This is a genomic window from Tatumella morbirosei, from assembly GCF_000757425.2.
GTDB classification, from domain to species: domain Bacteria; phylum Pseudomonadota; class Gammaproteobacteria; order Enterobacterales; family Enterobacteriaceae; genus Tatumella; species Tatumella morbirosei.
The window spans coordinates 783,576-801,404 of sequence record NZ_JPKR02000005.1; the positions used below are offsets into that span (position 1 = coordinate 783,576).

At 49.2% G+C, this 17,829-nt stretch carries 16 protein-coding genes; 12 read left to right on the plus strand and 4 right to left on the minus strand.

Going from position 1 to position 17,829, the window contains the following annotated elements; genetic code table 11:
* The first annotated feature begins 148 nt into the window (after window positions 1-148).
* The 12 genes from ligB to HA49_RS19180 all read left to right on the plus strand — a co-directional run bounded on the left by ligB (window position 149) and on the right by HA49_RS19180 (window position 14,024).
* On the plus strand, window positions 149-1,900 hold the full coding sequence (ligB, locus tag HA49_RS19125) for an NAD-dependent DNA ligase LigB (protein WP_052752558.1): 1,752 nt from the start codon (window positions 149-151) through the stop codon (window positions 1,898-1,900).
* A gap of 379 nt (window positions 1,901-2,279) precedes the next feature.
* A complete protein-coding gene (pstS, locus tag HA49_RS19130) occupies window positions 2,280-3,323 on the plus strand; it encodes a phosphate ABC transporter substrate-binding protein PstS (protein ID WP_038016352.1) in 1,044 nt (347 codons plus the stop codon).
* Window positions 3,324-3,398: 75 nt separating this feature from the next.
* Window positions 3,399-4,358, plus strand: coding sequence for a phosphate ABC transporter permease PstC (gene pstC / locus HA49_RS19135; protein ID WP_038016354.1), 960 nt, complete (start codon window positions 3,399-3,401; stop codon window positions 4,356-4,358).
* Window positions 4,358-5,245: a phosphate ABC transporter permease PstA gene (gene pstA / locus HA49_RS19140; RefSeq protein WP_038016365.1), complete on the plus strand. Its 888-nt coding sequence runs from the start codon at window positions 4,358-4,360 to the stop codon at window positions 5,243-5,245. Before pstC ends, pstA begins: the two co-directional genes overlap by 1 nt.
* 53 nt (window positions 5,246-5,298) lie before the next feature.
* A complete protein-coding gene (gene pstB / locus HA49_RS19145) occupies window positions 5,299-6,069 on the plus strand; it encodes a phosphate ABC transporter ATP-binding protein PstB (RefSeq protein ID WP_038016709.1) in 771 nt (256 codons plus the stop codon).
* Between the two features lie 79 nt (window positions 6,070-6,148).
* Window positions 6,149-6,889: a phosphate signaling complex protein PhoU gene (gene phoU / locus HA49_RS19150; protein WP_038016368.1), complete on the plus strand. Its 741-nt coding sequence runs from the start codon at window positions 6,149-6,151 to the stop codon at window positions 6,887-6,889.
* Between the two features lie 175 nt (window positions 6,890-7,064).
* Window positions 7,065-8,255 (plus strand): MFS transporter, encoded by a 1,191-nt coding sequence (locus HA49_RS19155; RefSeq protein WP_046791948.1) that lies wholly within the window; start codon window positions 7,065-7,067, stop codon window positions 8,253-8,255.
* A 408-nt stretch (window positions 8,256-8,663) separates the two neighbouring features.
* Window positions 8,664-8,888, plus strand: a complete 225-nt coding sequence (locus HA49_RS19160) for a hypothetical protein (RefSeq protein WP_038016374.1) — start codon at window positions 8,664-8,666, stop codon at window positions 8,886-8,888.
* A 117-nt stretch (window positions 8,889-9,005) separates the two neighbouring features.
* Window positions 9,006-10,298, plus strand: a complete 1,293-nt coding sequence (locus HA49_RS19165; protein ID WP_038016378.1) for an HlyD family secretion protein — start codon at window positions 9,006-9,008, stop codon at window positions 10,296-10,298.
* Complete coding sequence (locus HA49_RS19170) at window positions 10,291-12,390, plus strand: peptidase domain-containing ABC transporter (protein ID WP_038016384.1); 2,100 nt, start codon at window positions 10,291-10,293, stop codon at window positions 12,388-12,390. Before HA49_RS19165 ends, HA49_RS19170 begins: the two co-directional genes overlap by 8 nt.
* 223 nt (window positions 12,391-12,613) lie before the next feature.
* Window positions 12,614-13,054 (plus strand): NfeD family protein, encoded by a 441-nt coding sequence (locus tag HA49_RS19175; RefSeq protein WP_038016387.1) that lies wholly within the window; start codon window positions 12,614-12,616, stop codon window positions 13,052-13,054.
* Window positions 13,055-13,082: 28 nt separating this feature from the next.
* Window positions 13,083-14,024, plus strand: a complete 942-nt coding sequence (locus tag HA49_RS19180; protein ID WP_046791917.1) for an SPFH domain-containing protein — start codon at window positions 13,083-13,085, stop codon at window positions 14,022-14,024.
* 94 nt (window positions 14,025-14,118) lie between these two features.
* Here HA49_RS19180 and mnmE read toward each other — a convergent pair whose 3' ends face one another.
* The 4 genes from mnmE to rnpA all read right to left on the minus strand — a co-directional run bounded on the left by mnmE (window position 14,119) and on the right by rnpA (window position 17,816).
* A complete protein-coding gene (gene mnmE, locus HA49_RS19185; protein ID WP_038016390.1) occupies window positions 14,119-15,483 on the minus strand; it encodes a tRNA uridine-5-carboxymethylaminomethyl(34) synthesis GTPase MnmE in 1,365 nt (454 codons plus the stop codon).
* Window positions 15,484-15,588: 105 nt separating this feature from the next.
* Window positions 15,589-17,232, minus strand: a complete 1,644-nt coding sequence (gene yidC / locus HA49_RS19190) for a membrane protein insertase YidC (RefSeq protein ID WP_038016391.1) — start codon at window positions 17,230-17,232, stop codon at window positions 15,589-15,591.
* Window positions 17,233-17,250: 18 nt separating this feature from the next.
* Complete coding sequence (gene yidD / locus HA49_RS21070; RefSeq protein ID WP_072055967.1) at window positions 17,251-17,493, minus strand: membrane protein insertion efficiency factor YidD; 243 nt, start codon at window positions 17,491-17,493, stop codon at window positions 17,251-17,253.
* Window positions 17,457-17,816 (minus strand): ribonuclease P protein component, encoded by a 360-nt coding sequence (gene rnpA / locus HA49_RS19195; protein WP_038016392.1) that lies wholly within the window; start codon window positions 17,814-17,816, stop codon window positions 17,457-17,459. The genes yidD and rnpA overlap by 37 nt, the downstream gene beginning before the upstream one ends.
* Between the last annotated feature and the right edge of the window lie 13 nt (window positions 17,817-17,829).

The following is a 17,829-nucleotide window of genomic DNA, read 5'->3' on the forward strand; positions in this document are numbered from 1 at the left end:
CCAGATATTTCTTTCAGCACTGATCGCAAATCGTTTGATCGTTCCTGGTAATCTTTCCACTATTTCCCGATGAATTCCCGATAAAACAACAACACTGATGGCACCGCTGTACCAGACATAACATTATGAGGGCATCAGGAGGTGGCCGATGTGGCAGAAACTCAGTGCAGTTGTTCTTATTAGCTATCCACTGACAGGTCTGGCTGAGTGTCCGCCTTGGAGTACAGGTCAGGCCCGCCAGGAAACCCGTCAGTTGACACAACAATTACAGAGCTGGGATGACGCCTATTACCGGCAAGGAATTTCCCGGGTCAGTGATTCTGACTATGACCAACTGCGCCGGCGTCTGGCAGAGTGGCAACGCTGTTTTTCCTTACCGGCAGCCCCGGAGTCGGAGCGCTGGAGGACTTCAGGACGCCAGATACATCCGGTCGCCCATACCGGGGTCAGAAAAATACCGGACCAGGCCACACTGGCAGGATGGATGTCCGGGAAAACAGATCTCTGGGTACAACCCAAAATTGACGGTGTGGCAGTGACGTTGGTGTATCGTTACGGGAAGCTGGCGGCAGTGACTAGTCGGGGCGACGGACGGCAGGGGGAAGACTGGCTGGTGAAAGCTGCTTCAGTAACGGCTATTCCCCAGCATATCGCCACATCAGAAAGCGAAGTGGTGTTACAGGGTGAACTGTTTATGCCACGACAGCACCATATTCAGAGGGTACAGGGAGGGCGTAATGATCGTGCCAGAATCGCAGGTCTGATGCGCAGGCAGGGGCCTCTTCGTTCTGAGGAGTCTCCCGGCATTTTCATCTGGGCCTGGCCGGCAGGACCGCCTTCAATTGCCGCCAGACTGGCACAACTGAACCGCTGGGGATTTCCACTTACCGCCCGCTGGAGCCAGCCAGTCAACAATGTACAACAGGTCGCAGAATGGCGTGAGCGCTGGTTTAATGAAGCGCTTCCGTTTGCCAGCGATGGGGTAGTGGTCCATAGTCTGCCTGCAGCACCGCAAGAGTGGTTGCCCGGTAAAAACCGTTGGTCCGTTGCCTGGAAGTATCCACCACCGGAAAAAAGCAGTCGGGTGACAGGGATACGTTTTGCAACAGGGCGTACCGGGAAAATAACTGTCATCATGGATGTGGAACCTCTGTTGCTGGGCGATAAACGGGTTGCGCATATCAGCCTCGGATCGCCTGCGCGCTGGAAGCAACTGGATATTGTTAGCGGAGATGAGGTGGAAATCCGCCTGGCAGGACAGGGTATTCCGGTCATCAGCCGGGTGATCTGGCGGGTGACCGAACGCTTTTACCCGTCTTTTCCCGGCAGCGGGAAATATGATTCACTTAGTTGTATGTTTGTATCGAAGCAGTGCCACGAGCAATTTTTAGCACGACTGGTATGGCTCAGCCACCGGAAGGTCTTTGGATTCCGGGGAATACAGCGCTCTCGCTGGCAACAGTTAATGCTTACCGGGAATTTCACGCATCTGTTTTCCTGGCTGGAGTTTACGACTTCCGGACTGGCAGAGGAGGCCGGTTTCAGTGACGAAACAGCTCAGCAGATTATTGAGCAATTTCAGAGGGCGAAACGCTTACCGGTCAGACACTGGTGGCTTAGCCTTGGGCTGCCGTTACCGGAACGTGCTGCAGAAGAGTTATCATGGTGGCACTGGCAGGCACTTTCGTCCGCATCGCTGTCAGAATGGCTCAAATTACCAGGTATTGGCAGGGGAATGGCGCAGAAAATTGTGACTATTGGCACGGACCCACAAACGAAGGCATTAATAGCTTTCCTTGCGGAGCAGGGAATACCACCACCATCGGTAAACAACCAGACAGAGCCGGTATCTGTAAAGCTGTCAGAACCCCCGGCGGCGGAAGAAATTTTGCCGAACTGAAAGCAAAAAAGGCAGCCTTGCGGCTGCCCCTCCTGGCAATTCCCTTTGCAACCATTCGGTGGAGTCTTTACAAAATAGCGACTAAAATACCTGATAGTTCAATTCGTTATCGCTGCGTTAAGCACATAGTAACAACCGTTACTATTAGTATAGTTGCAAAAAGTGCTATCGGTGTTTCCCGCCTGTAAAGCTTCCTTTTAATGAAGAGAGCTGTTCAGAGCCCGTTATTCGGTAGTTTGACGAGAGCTTTTGGTTTGTCATAAAACTGTCATATATCGTACATATTACTGTCACCAAACTGTCCTATTTTGCCTCGTGCAGCAAGACGAACTCATTTAAAAATGGCACTGAGCCTGAGATTAACTCCCCCGGAGGGAATATGACACTGATGCGTAATACGGTAGCCCGCATACTGGCAGCAACAATGGCTGTAGGTACTGTTTCTGCTTTTGCAGCAACAAATCTGACCGGAGCTGGCGGTACATTCCCGGCCCCGGTTTATGCCCGTTGGGCCGCAGATTACCAAAAAGCCGACGGTAGCCAGGTGAACTACCAGGGTATCGGTTCTTCCGGTGGTGTGAAACAGATCATTGCTAAAACCGTTGATTTTGGTGCTTCTGATGCACCTCTGAGCGATGCAGACCTGGAGAAGAACGGTCTGTTCCAGTTTCCAACCGTGATTGGTGGTGTGGTTCTGGCGATTAACCTGCCAGGGGTGAAATCCGGTGAACTGACCCTGGACGGGAAGACTGTTGGTGATATCTATCTGGGTAATATCAAAAAATGGAATGACCCGGCTATCGAAAAACTCAACCCTGGTATCAAACTACCTTCCACTAACATTAATGTGGTGCGTCGTGCGGATGGTTCAGGAACATCTTTTGTGTTTACCAGCTACCTGTCAAAAGTGAATGACGAGTGGAAAAGCAAAATTGGTAAAGGCAACACCGTTAACTGGCCTACCGGTCTGGGCGGTAAAGGAAATGACGGCGTTGCAGCATTCGTACAACGTCTGCCTGGTTCAATCGGTTATGTTGAATATGCCTATGCTAAGCAGAACAACCTGACCTACACCAAACTGGTGGATGCTGATGGTAAATCGATTCTGCCTTCAGAGAAGAGCTTCAGTAACTCTGCCAAAGGTGCCGACTGGCAGCAGAGCTTTGCTCAGGACCTGACTTATCAGAAAGGTGATGATGCCTGGCCAATTTCTTCAACCACCTTTATCCTGGTCTACAAAAAACAGGCTGATGCCGCCAAAGGTGCTGCAGTGCTGAAATTCTTTGACTGGGCCTATAAAAACGGCGGCAAAACAGCCGAAAGCCTGGATTACGCTGCGCTGCCAGAGTCTGTCGTAACTCAGATTCGTTCAGCATGGAAAGCGAATATCACAGACAGTAACGGCAAAGCCCTGTATCAATAAGCATATACTCCGTAAAATCTGCGTATCCCCCGGGCGGCTGATGCCGCCCCGTTAATCGTGAAGACAGAGACTCTTATGGCGGAAATAAAGCCGACATTCAAAGCCCCGGGAAAACAGGGCGATATCATTTTCAGCGCATTGGTGAAAATCTCTGCGCTGGTAGTGTTGTTGCTGCTGGGCGGAATTATTGTTTCCCTGATTATTTCTTCCTGGCCAAGTATTCAAAAATTCGGTTTCTCGTTCCTGTGGAATAAAACCTGGGATGCGCCAAATGAGCAGTTCGGGGCTTTGGTACCGATTTACGGGACTGTTGTGACGTCGATTATCGCTTTGCTCATTGCGGTGCCTGTCAGCTTCGGTATCGCGTTATTTCTGACTGAACTTTCTCCCGGTTGGCTGCGGCGCCCGTTAGGCACCGCCATTGAGTTGCTGGCGGCTATCCCCAGTATTGTTTACGGTATGTGGGGATTATTTGTTTTCGCCCCCTTATTTGCTGAATATTTCCAGACCCCGGTAGGCGATCTGCTTTCTAATGTACCGATTATTGGCCAGCTGTTTTCCGGCCCGGCATTTGGTATCGGGATTCTGGCGGCCGGACTTATTCTGGCCATCATGATCATTCCCTATATTGCTTCGGTAATGCGTGATGTTTTTGAACAAACCCCGGTGATGATGAAAGAATCAGCCTATGGTCTGGGATGCACCACTTGGGAGGTTATCTGGAATATCGTACTACCGTTTACCCGTAATGGCGTGATAGGTGGTGTGATGTTAGGGCTGGGGCGTGCCCTGGGTGAAACCATGGCCGTGACCTTTATCATCGGGAATACCTACCAGCTCGACAGCCCGTCTTTGTATATGCCGGGAAACAGTATTACCTCAGCACTGGCTAACGAATTTGCTGAAGCGGAATCCGGATTACATATTGCAGCATTGATGGAGCTTGGCCTAATCCTGTTCTTTATCACTTTTGTGGTATTAGCCATTTCCAAGCTGATGATTTTGCGCTTAGCCAAAAATGAGGGAGCCCGCTAATGACTCAGATGGACCATAAAAGTAGTGCTGAGCTGCAGGCTTCACGGCGAAAAATGCAGGCCAGACGTGGTATTAAAAATAAGATAGCCATCTTTTTATCACTGCTGACGATGGCCTTTGGCCTGTTCTGGCTGGTGTGGATCCTTTGGACTACCGTCTCCCGGGGGATTGGTGGTTTAAACATAGACCTGTTTACCCAGATGACACCTCCGCCGAATATGGACGGCGGCGGACTGGCCAATGCCCTGGCGGGAAGCGGCTTACTGATTATCTGGTCAACACTGGTGGGAACTCCGCTGGGAATTATGGCGGGTATTTATCTGGCAGAATATGGTCGCAAGTCTCTGCTGGCGGAAGTGATTCGTTTTATTAACGACATTCTGCTATCAGCGCCATCGATTGTCATAGGCCTGTTTGTCTACACCCTGGTGGTCGCTTTTATGCATCACTTTTCCGGGTGGGCAGGGGCACTGGCATTGGCTCTGTTGCAAATTCCGATTGTTATCCGTACAACCGAAAACATGCTGAAACTGGTGCCGGATACGATGCGCGAAGCGGCCTATGCATTAGGTACCCCCAAGTGGAAGATGATTCTGGTGATTACGCTGAAGGCTTCAGTGTCCGGCATCATTACCGGGGTGCTTCTGGCGATTGCCCGCATTGCCGGTGAAACGGCACCCTTACTGTTTACGGCGTTATCGAATCAGTTCTGGAGTACCGACATGATGCAGCCGTTGGCTAACCTGCCGGTGACTATTTATAAGTTTGCCATGAGTCCGTTTTCTCAATGGCAGAGCCTGGCCTGGGCAGGGGTGCTGATTATTACCCTCTGCGTATTATTGCTGAATATCCTGGCACGGGTCATTTTTACTAAGCGTAAAAACTAATTTTTGCGGCGTGGCTATTGGCGACGCTGGAATAAGAGAGACGAACAATGAGTATGGCAAATCTTAATGCAGCACCGGCTAAAATCCAGGTCCGTGATCTGAATTTTTACTACAACAAATTCCACGCGCTGAAAAACATTAATCTCGATATTGCCCGTAATCAGGTGACAGCCTTTATCGGTCCCTCAGGCTGCGGTAAATCGACTCTGCTGCGTACGTTTAACAAGATGTTCCAGCTCTATCCTGAACAGCGTGCAGAAGGCCAAATCCTGCTGGATGGCGATAATATTCTCGATATCCAGGATATTGCATTGCTGCGTGCGAGGGTTGGCATGGTGTTTCAAAAGCCAACGCCATTCCCGATGTCGATTTACGATAATATTGCCTTTGGTGTTCGCTTATTTGAAAAACTCTCGCGGGCTGAAATGGATGAACGTGTTCAGTGGGCACTGACCAAAGCTGCTCTGTGGACCGAGACCAAAGATAAACTCAATCAGAGTGGTTACAGCTTATCTGGCGGCCAACAACAGCGTCTGTGTATTGCCCGTGGCATTGCTATCCGCCCGGAGGTACTGCTGCTGGACGAACCTTGTTCCGCACTGGATCCCATTTCTACCGGACGGATTGAAGAACTGATCAGCGAGCTGAAACAGGATTACACCGTGGTGATTGTGACTCATAACATGCAACAGGCGGCACGTTGTTCTGATCATACCGCGTTTATGTATCTGGGCGAACTGATTGAGTTCAGTGACACCGACACCTTGTTTACGAAACCTGCACGCAAACAAACCGAAGATTATATTACCGGTCGTTATGGCTGATGTTTAGCCTGCATCCTGCGGTGCTAAATTTTGCCACCCCCTTTTCGCTGCCAGTGCGGTCGCGATACTGGAGAACATGATGGACAGTCTTAATTTAAATAAACATATCTCCGGTCAGTTTAATGCTGAGCTGGAGCATATCCGTACTCAGGTCATGATTATGGGGGGGCTGGTAGAACAACAGCTCACCGATGCCATCAATGCTATGCAGAATATGGACTCAGACCTGGCTCAACGGGTTATAGACGATGATCAGAAAGTCAATATGATGGAAGTGGATATTGATGAAGATTGCGTCCGTATTATTGCGAAACGCCAGCCGACGGCCAGTGATCTCCGGATGGTGATGGCCATCATAAAAACCATTTCTGAGCTTGAGCGTATCGGGGATGTGGCAGAAAAAATCAGCCGTACAGCCCTGGAAAAGTTCGGTCAGAAACATCAGCCACTCCTGGTCAGCCTTGAGTCCCTGGGGCGTCATGCGGTGCAGATGCTGCATGATGTGCTGGATGCTTTTACCCGAATGGATCTGGAGGCGGCAGTACAGATCTATCGTGAAGATAAGAAAGTGGATAAAGAGTATGAAGGGATTGTCCGTCAGTTAATGACCTATATGATGGAAGATCCACGTACTATTCCGAGCGTGCTGACAGCGTTGTTCTGTGCCCGCGCGATCGAAAGGATCGGCGACCGTTGCCAGAATATTTGCGAGATCATTTTTTACTTTGTCAAAGGTCAGGACTTCCGTCACCTGGGCGGAGATCAGCTGGACAAGCTGCTGGCCGGTGACGAACCTGCCGGAGACGTAACCCCGGAATAACCTCTCACTCTCAGTCTGCCGTTGATTTGGGTGGCAGACTGACGTTCCTCCTGCCTGCCCGGATAACCGTGGATTGTTAGCGCCGCTCTTTTTATACTTTGTCAGAGGGTAGTCTTCCGACAAATCAAGGAGCAGGCACGTGCAAAACAAAAGAACAGTCACCCCGGCAAAAGCGATGCTGGCGGCGGTGAGTGGCTATGCTATGGATGGTTTCGATTTACTCATACTCGGCTTTATGCTGCCGGCCATTAGTATTTCATTATCACTTGACCACTCGCAGGCAGGCTCGCTGGTAACCTGGACGCTGATTGGTGCAGTGATCGGCGGTATTATTTTCGGGCATCTGAGCGACCGGTATGGCCGGGTCAGGGTGCTGACACTGACCATTTTAATGTTTTCAGTGTTTACCGGATTGTGTGCCATTGCTCAGGGATATACAGACCTGCTGGTTTACCGGACTCTGGCCGGTGTCGGGCTGGGGGGAGAATTTGGCATCGGTATGGCGTTAATTGCTGAGGTCTGGCCAGCCAGTAAGCGTAATCGTGCTTCTGCCTGGGTTGGTATTGGCTGGCAGGCCGGTGTACTGCTGGCCGCATTTATTACCCCGTTGTTACTCAATATTATCGGTTGGCGAGGTATGTTCCTGGTAGGTCTGATACCTGCATTAATTTCCTTTGCTATCCGGCATGGTCTCAGTGAACCTGAGTCTTTTATCCGCCAGCCGAAAACTGAACAGCAGCTCTCTTTTGCCTCACGCCTGAAACTATTATGTAAAGACAGTACGACGACTAAAGCCAGTTTAGGGATCTTTATTTTATGTTCGGTGCAAAATTTCGGTTACTACGGCCTGATGATCTGGATGCCCAGCTATCTTGCTTCATCCTTCGGTTTCAGTCTGACAAAATCCGGAATATGGACCGCAGTAACGGTGATTGGAATGACGGTGGGTATTGGGTTGTTTGGTGTGCTCGCTGACCGTTTTGCCCGTTGGAAAATTTTTATTCTTTATCAACTGGGGGCGGTTGTGATGGTGATTGTCTATGCGCAGTTAACTGACCCTGTAATGATGTTGTTAGCCGGAGCGGTAATGGGGATGTTTGTGAACGGGATGATTGGAGGTTATGGTGCACTGATTTCCGATACCTTCCCGGTGGCTTCCCGGGCTACGGCACAGAATGTGTTATTTAACCTCGGCCGGGGAGTGGGAGGATTTGGTCCGTTAGTGATCGGTATGCTGGCGACTGAATGGTCGTTTACCGCGGCAATCACGCTACTCGCCTCTATCTATTTACTGGATATTATTGCCACCCTATTTTTACTTCCACGCCATCAGGGTGAAGATGATGCTCTGGGTGCAATAGGATAATGAAATGAGCAGGCAGAGCATGAACTGTTCGGTCTGCTTAATCACAAACTTTCCTCGTACTTACAGACTTAAACTATTTTTACTGTAAATATTCCTCATTGAATTATTCTGATAATTTCAGAAGAATTTGTATTTTAAAGGAAACTCCGGAGCGAATAACTGTTTTTGAGAATATTTGTTATCTGTTGATTATGCTGTTTTTTTTGTGATTATTAGATTTGCTTCTGGATTTTTTGGAATCTTTGAAGCGCTGTGTTTGCTTATTTACTCCGGGTTTTTGCATGTCAGAGTATTGAAAACAGAAAGTTGCAATGTATATTTGTATCCGACAGCTCTTATGGATAAATAATATTCCATGATGAGTTTTTCTTTGTTATATCCAGGGATTTTTCATAAAAGGAACTATTGATGAAAGTATTAACACAAACTGAAGTACAAACCGTATCTGGTGCTGGGAAAATTGCAGATTCGCTGGGAACTGTTGGCGGAACGTTGGGAACAGCGTTGAATTTCTTCGGAATGAAAAATGCCGTAGCAAATGCTACTGCACTGGGTACCAGTATCGGACTGGTGGTTGAATCCGTTTATGGGGCTATCACCGCTTCGTACAAATTCTTCTTCGATAAAGCATAATTAGCCTTAATCACAAGGGTGCTGTCTTTCTCAGCACCCTTTTTTATATATGGATTGTTTTAATAATGATATTTATCATTACAACCGGTTAATATTTAAATGTGATGGCTGAAAAACATGGAAGGACGTTCAATTTTCAGAAAGGAAGTATTAGAAAATCAAAAAATAAAGTGGCTGGGGAAGGCATTACTGGTTTCAGGGTATCCTTCATGGTTGGTAGGTGTATTCTCTGCACTGTTTTTTATTCTTATCCTCACAGGCATCATTTTTGGTCAATATACCCGCAGAATTGAAGTTGATGGTGAAATTATCTCACGTCAGCAAGCAATTACTCTGTTTTCACCACAACAAGGATTGATTACCCGTGCTTTTTTACAGGCTGGTCAACGGGTAAAAAAAGATGATCCTATTTATGAAATTGATGTCAGCCGCACCACCAGTAACGGTAAAGTGAGCCAGCGTGGGGCGGAAGCAATTAATCAGCAGCTTTTCCTGACCAGTCAGATTATGGAAAAAATCGCGCAAAACAAGCAAACCTCGCTCAACAGCCTTCGTCAGCAATTAACCCGGTACCGTGAAGCCTATGCACAATCTCAGAAATTAGTCAGCAGTGCCAGTCGTGGACTGAAGGATATGCAAAATAGTATGGGAAATTACGATGATTACCTGCGACGAGGACTGATCAATAAAGAGCAGTTTAACAATCAGCGCTATTTGTTCTATCAACAGCAGTCGTCATGGCAGAGTCTGAACACTCAGCTGATTCAGGAAAGTCTGCAAATCATTAATATCGAAACCGAAATTGCGACTAAATCGGCGGATTTCGATAATCAGTATGCGGAATATGCAGTTAAACGCAGCGAACTACAACGCCAACTGGCTGAAGTTAACGCCAGCGGAACATTGATTATTACCGCGCCTGAAGACGGAAGTGTTGAAAATATGGTGTATACCGAGGGACAAATGGTCAGTCCGGGAGACAGCCTGGCTCAGCTTATGCCAGGAGGAAAACCCGATTTTCAGTTGGTGCTATGGTTGCCTGACAGCAGTGTTCCTTACGTTTCCTCAGGGGATAAGGTGAACCTGCGCTATGAGGCTTATCCGTATGAAAAATTTGGGCAGTTCCCCGGACATATTCAGTCGGTATCGCAAATTCCAGCCAGCATAAAAGAGTTATCGATGTACAGCAGTATTGCCCCGGCAAACCCCGCAGCGCCCGGTCAGGCATATTATAAAACGCTGGTGGCATTGGACCGCGAAAGCTTAACTCATCCTGATAAGGCGCTGAGCTGGTCTAATGGAATGAAGGCTAAAACCACGTTATTTCTCGAAAAACGCCCGTTGTATCAATGGATACTGTCTCCTTACTACGATATCCGGCGCAGCCTGAAAGGACCAGTCGATGACTAATGAATTTTTGCAAAATATCAACCGGAGGATTAGTTTTAGCCTGTGGCGCAAAGTTCCTGCCATATTACAGACCGAGGCCGCAGAATGCGGACTGGCTTGCCTGGTCATGGTCTGCCGGTATTTTGGAATGGATATTGATCTTCTGAATTTGCGGCGTCGCTTTGGCATATCCTCTCACGGAGCTACACTCAATACCCTGATCCATATTGCTGGGCAACTGGCGATGAATACCCGTCCATTGTCGCTGGATCTGGATGAATTATGTCAGCTGAAAAGACCAGCCCTTCTGCACTGGGATATGAATCATTTTGTGGTATTGGTGGCGGTCAGGCGATCACGTTTTATTATTCATGACCCTGCACTAGGCCGCAGAGTCGTGGGAATGCGGGAAATGTCAGAACATTTTACCGGGGTCGCGCTGGAAATCTGGCCGGGGAATGAGTTTACTCCCATGAAAGCCAGGTCCGGGGTGAGCCTCTGGTCGATGATGAAAAACATTTCCGGACTCACCGGATTTCTGGCGAAAATCTTTTGTCTTTCGCTGGTGATTGAAGCCGTCAACATTCTGATCCCCATCGGGACGCAACTGGTGATGGACCACGTGCTGATTGCGCGGGACCATGATTTGCTCAGCCTGATATGCCTTGGGTTATTAACCTTCATCCTGTTCCGTACCTTTATCAGCATGTTGCGTGCCTGGAGTTCTCTGGTCACGCAGTCACTGATTGATATCCAATGGAAAACCGGACTGATGGATCATCTGCTACGCCTTCCTCTGATCTATTTTGAAAAACGGAAAGCTGGTGATATACAGTCGCGTTTCGCATCGCTGGATACTATCCGCAATACTCTGACCAGTAGCCTGGTGAATGGCATCATTGATGTGATTGTTTCTGTCAGTGTGATGATTATGATGTTCCTGTATGGGGGCTGGCTGACATTTGTTGTTCTGGGGTTCACATTGTTATATATGGTTCTGCGACTCGCGACCTATCAGCGTTATCGCCAGGCGCAGGAAGAACATATAGTTAAAGGTGCCCGATCCAGCTCTCATTTCATGGAGACGCTGTACGGAATTAGCACCCTCAAAGTATTAGGCCTGTCAGGTACCCGGTCTCAATACTGGCTGAATCTGAATATTGATACGACGAATGCCGGTATCAGGATGAACCGTCTGGATATGTTATTTGGCGGGGTGAGTTCACTGATTGCCACGCTGGACCAGGTGGCTATTTTGTGGCTTGGCGCTTCAATGGTCATTGATGGCCAGATGACCGTTGGTATGTTTGTCGCTTTTAATGCCTACCGCGGCCAGTTCTCTGAGCGGGCATCTTCGCTGATCGATATGTTATTGCAGCTACGGATGCTGGCACTGCACAATGACAGGATTGCTGATATTGTACTGCATGAGGCTGAAGATTTTCAGCCGGCCAGGCGCCTTTGTCAGCCTGATGAGGCCGCAGACCTGGAAGTGCAGGGTCTGAGTTATCAGTATGACAAACTCAGCCGCCCGGTGCTGGCAGATGTCAGTTTCTCAGTTGCGGCGGGAGAAAGTGTGGCCATTACGGGGCCATCCGGAGCCGGAAAAACCACACTGATGAAGGTGATGAGTGGTCTGTTGTCAGCGGAACATGGGATAATCCGGTGTAATGGCATTGATATCAACGGCGTGGGAATTAATAACTACCGGGATGTGATTGCCTGTGTTCTGCAGGAAGATAAATTGTTCGCTGGTTCAATTGCAGAAAATATTGCCAGTTTTAGTGCAGACAAAGATATCCAATGGGTGATTGCCTGTGCTAAAAACAGCCACATTCATGAGGAAATCATGCAGATGCCAATGGGGTATGAAACTCTGGTATCTGAACTGGGTGGTAGTCTGTCCGGTGGACAAAAACAGCGTTTACTGATTGCCCGTGCATTATATCGTCGGCCTTCGCTGTTATTTCTTGATGAGGCGACCAGCCATCTGGACCTGGATAACGAAGCCCGTGTCAATGCTTCTATCCGGCAACTGAAAATCACCCGCATTTTTATCGCCCATCGCCCCTCAACTATCGCCTCCGCCGATCGTGTCATTGAATTAACCTGAATCTCTCAGACTGCGCAGACTGCGGTGCTTTCCGCCAAAGTCTGCAGAATTTTCCCTTTCTGATTGCTAATTTCCGTATGGATTGCTGATGTTTTATTCTGCCGGAATATGTTATTGATTCTGTATGATGTGTGATTTTTGAACCCGCAGGATCTTCTGTGGATCAATACCGGAAAACAACAGGAAAGTTAACTGGCCTGAGTGGCCGGACAGAGGAGCCCCGATGGAATTAACCGGAGTATTTTGGTTCTGGATTGCGATTGCTGCAATTTTTGCATTGATTGAGATTTTCACCGTGACTTTTTTTGGGCTATGGATGGCGATAGCTGCTCTGGTCCCGGCAATCCTGGTCTTTATTGTGCCGTCCTTCCCGATAGCGGGCCAACTGCTGATATGGGTTGTGGCATCACTGATCTGTGCCTGGATTTGGGTTCGCTGGATACGCAGTAAACCTGAACCCTGGATAGTGGAGCCTCTTATTGGCCAGCAGGGAGTATTGGCTTCAGCCCTGACGCCTCCCCAAACCAGTGTTCTGTTACTGAGTAAACCGGTGCAGGGGCGTCAGGAGTGGCCTTGTCTCAGTGATCAGCCGTTAGCCAGACAGACGCGGGTTAAGGTTGTGGCAGTGATTAGCGATGATATCGTGAAAGTCGAAGCCGTTTAATTATTCAGATTTTTTTAAGGAGGAAATCATGTCACCAGGACTTATGGCATTAGCGTTAATTATTATTTTACTGGCAATCAGTTTTTTCAAATGTGTGCGGATTGTTCCTCAGGCCGATCAATGGATTGTGGAACGATTAGGCAAATATCACAGTACACTGAATCCCGGCCTGAATATTCTGATCCCGTTTATTGATGTTGTGGCTTATAAAATGTCGGCCAAAGATCAGTTATTTGAAGTCAAAGGGATAGAAGGGATCACCAAAGATAATGCTACCGTCGGAGTTAACGCGATCTGTTTTATCAGGATTGCGGATCCGAATAAAGCCGCTTACGGTGTTGACAGTTACAGTGCTGCGGTACAAAACCTGGTGATGACGACCATCCGTAATGCTGTCGGTGGGATGAACCTGGATGATACGCTGTCGAATCGTGATCAGTTGGCGATTACTCTGCGAGCCAATATGGAAGAGCAGATGAATGACTGGGGACTGATCCTGAGAACGGTTGATATTCAGGATATTACTCCGTCGGACTCGATGCGTAAATCTATGGAACAACAGGCTGCGGCTGAGCGGGAACGTAAAGCGACAGAAACCCGGGCCGAAGGGAATAAAAATGCGGCGATCCGCGAAGCGGAGGGTAAAAAGCAGGCAATGATTTTAGATGCTGAGGCTAAACTGGAGGCTTCGCGTCGTGAAGCCGAAGCTATAGAAACACTGGCCAGTGGTCAGAAAAAAGCGACAGAGCAGCTTGCTGCGGCACTGAACGTTACCGGCGGTCATCAGGCAATGTCCTTCCAGCTGGCGAACAACTATGTGATGACACTCAGCGAATTGTCGAAGAGTGATAATGCAAAAGTAGTGGCGATGCCAGCAGACCTCGCGCAGGCAGTGGGAGGATTACTTAATGCCGGTGCTCTGATGTCGGTAGGTGCTGAGGCAGTGTCCGGTAATGGCAGTAGCCGCTGATACTCTGCAGGTAAACGATGACCGTGGCAAAGCACGGTCATCATCGCGGAGTGTCAGATCGGGCGTCGGCTAGTTCCTCTGTGACGTTTAGCCGTTACTTCCCGATACAGAAACTGGAAAAAATGCGTCCCAGCAGATCATCGGCGGTAAACTCGCCAGTGATTTCGCTCAGAGCCTGCTGTGCCAGACGTAATTCTTCCGCCAGCAGTTCCCCGGCCCGGGCTCCTACCAGTTGGTATTGTCCCTGAACAAGGTGAGAACCTGCGGCTTCCAGGGCTTCAAGATGGCGACGGCGGGCAATAAAACCACCTTCAATATTCCCCGAGAAACCCATGCTCTGCTTTAAATGGTCGCGAAGCAGGTCAATCCCCGCACCGGTTCGGGCTGATAATCGGATGAGCATGTGTTCGCCATTCTGCTCAGCCCCGAGAGTCTCCCCGGTGATATCCGCTTTGTTACGAATTACTGTGACTGGCAGGGCAGGCGGCAGGCGCGCAACGAAATCCGGCCAGATCAGCTGAGGGTCGGTAGCAGTGGTGGTGGTGCCATCTACCATAAATAGTACGTGATCAGCCCGGACTATTTCCTGCCAGGCACGTTCGATCCCAATTCTCTCTACCTCATCACTGGATTCACGCAATCCTGCGGTATCGATAATGTGCAGTGGCATTCCATCAAGATGGATATGTTCGCGTAGAACATCGCGGGTAGTCCCGGCAATATCTGTGACAATAGCCGCTTCTCTGCCAGCCAGCGCATTGAGCAGGCTGGATTTCCCGGCATTGGGACGACCGGCAATCACCACCTTCATGCCTTCCCGTAACAGGCTGCCCTGACGGGCTTCACTGCGTACGTTATCTAAATCCTGCATTACCTGTTGCAACTGCGCTTCAATCTTGCCATCGGACAGGAAATCGATCTCTTCATCCGGAAAGTCAATGGCTGCTTCGACATATATACGCAGATGGGTGAGTGTTTCAACCAGATGATTAACCCGTTCTGAAAAAACACCCTGTAAGGAGTTAACGGCAGAGCGCGCGGCTTGTTCTGAACTGGCATCTATCAGATCGGCGATGGCTTCGGCCTGAGCCAGATCCAGTTTATCGTTCAGAAAAGCACGCTCGGAGAACTCTCCAGGTTTTGCAATACGCAGACCCGGTAATGCGACGATCCGTTTTAACAGTAAGTCGAGAATGACCGGACCACCGTGCCCCTGTAGTTCCAGCACATCCTCGCCGGTAAAAGAGTTCGGGCCAGGGAACCATAGCGCAATGCCCTGATCAAGCACCGTACCATCAGCATCTTTAAACGGCAGGTAGTCGGCATAACGTGCTTTCGGCAGTTTACCTAATATCTGTTGTGCGACCTCTGCCGCTTTTGGACCGGAAATCCGGAGTATACCTACTCCGCCGCGACCAGGTGGAGTTGCCTGGGCGACGATAGTATCGCTGTGGCTCATAGCTGTTCTCTCTTTACCAATAAAAAAAGGCGGTCCTTAGACCGCCTTATCATATCCTGAGTGATATTCACAAATCACGCAGCAGTGTTGCTGCATGAAAAGTTATCAGGCTTTTTTCTTACGACTGTGCAATCCGCGTTTTTCCAGGCCACGGTAAATCAGCTGTTGCTGAATAATTGTGACCAGGTTACTCACGATATAATACAGTACCAGACCTGACGGGAACCACAGGAAGAAGACCGTAAAGATAACCGGCATAAAGGTCATGATCTTCTGCTGCATTGGGTCAGCAACGGTAGTAGGCGACATCTTCTGGATGAAGAACATAGTGACGCCCATCAGAATTGGCAGAATGTAGTACGGGTCTTGCGCAGACAAATCGTGAATCCACAGGATAAACGGCGCATGACGCAGTTCAACAGAGCCCATCAGCATGTAATACAGAGCCAGGAAGATTGGCATCTGGATTACCAGTGGCAGACAGCCCCCAAGTGGGTTTACTTTCTCTTCTTTGTACAGCGCCATCATCTCCTGACTCATACGCTGCTTATCCTCGCCCATACGTTCGCGCATGGCCTGGATTTTTGGTTGCAGCATGCGCATTTTAGCCATTGAGGTGTATTGCGCACGAGTCAGCGGGTACATGATTCCGCGGACAATAAAGGTAATTACGATAATGGAGAAGCCCCAGTTACCGATAAAGCTGTGGATAAACTTCAGCAGTTTGAACAATGGCTGAGAGATGAACCACAACCATCCATAATCCACGGTCAGATCCAGGTGCGGAGAGACTGCGGCCATCTGGTCCTGAATTTCCGGACCGACCCACAGCGTGGCGTTCAGATTCTGTTCTGCACCGGCAGCAATAGTGACCGGAGAAGATTTATAGCCAACTGCCGCCAGACCGTTACCCAGGTTGCTGGTATACAGTGTGTTGCTGCCGGAAGTCCGGGGAACCCAGGCGGTAGCAAAATACTGTTGCAACATGGCAACCCAGCCATTATCGGTATTAACGTTCAGGTTCTCATTTTCAGCAATGGTATCAAACTTATATTTCTCATACTTTTCATTGCTGGTGGAGTACGCTGCACCACGGAAAGTATGCAGTGCGAAGTTATTGCTACCGGTATCACGGGATTTTGGCAACGTGATGGTTTGTTTCAACTGACCAAACATGGAAACTTCCAGCGGCTGGGCTGATTTGTTATCCACATGATAGTCGACGTCAACAGCGTAGCCGCCACGCTTGAAAACAAACGTTTTGGTATATACCACACCGTTCTCACCGGTCCAGGTGAGAGGTACACGCAGTTCAGTCTGGCCATCTGCCAGCTGATAGCTGTCCTGGGTGGTGGTATACAGAGGACGCGCACCATTCGCCGGGTTGTCTGGTCCATTACGGCCGGTTAAACCACTTTGTGCCTGATACAGAAAATCAGGAGAGGTTTCCAGCAACTGGAAAGGACGGGAAGAACCCAGTTTATCAGGGTAAGTGAGTAACTGTGCCTGTTCTACATCGCCACCACGGGTGTTAATTTCAACAGACAATACGTCTGTTTTAACAGTAATCGTTTTGCCCTGACCACTGGCCGGAACGCCCTGGTTTGCGGCATCACCTGCGGTGCTGTTCGTATTCTGAGTTGTCTGGGTTTGCTGTGGCTGTGGATTGTGGTCCGTCTGCCAGGCTTGCCAGATCATAAAAGACACGAACAGAAAAGCGATGAAAAAAAGATTGCGTTGCGAATCCATCGTTAATTTTCTCTGCTATCAGTGTTTTTTTGGCGGCACCGGATCGTCACCGCCCGCATTTAACGGGTGGCATTTTAATACGCGTTTCACCGTCAACCAACACCCTTTTATCACCCCGAAACGACGTAAGGCTTCGATCCCATACTGGGAACAGGTTGGATTGAATCGGCAATGAGGCCCCAGCAGAGGACTTATTGCCCGTTGATAAACACGAATCAGTACAATCAGGAGCCGCGCGCCAGGCGACAATGACGACGCCATAATTTCTCCAACACTTCCGTCAATGCAGGGTTATCCAGTTCCGCAATCCCTTTTTTAGCAACGATGACAAAATCCATCGCCGGAAGCTCGTGCTGGCGCAGTCGAAAACTTTCCCGGGTCAGACGTTTGATCCGGTTACGTTCATGAGCGCGTTTGACGTGTTTCTTAGCGACGGTAAGACCGATGCGGGGATGCCCCAGCGAATTCTGGCGGCCGAGAATAGTTAATTGCGGCGTGCCAGCTCGTTGTGGCTGCTGGAAAACGAAAGTGAAATGATTGGGAGTTAACAAACGTAACTCCCTGGGAAATGCGAGCTTACCCACCAGGGTTCGCTTT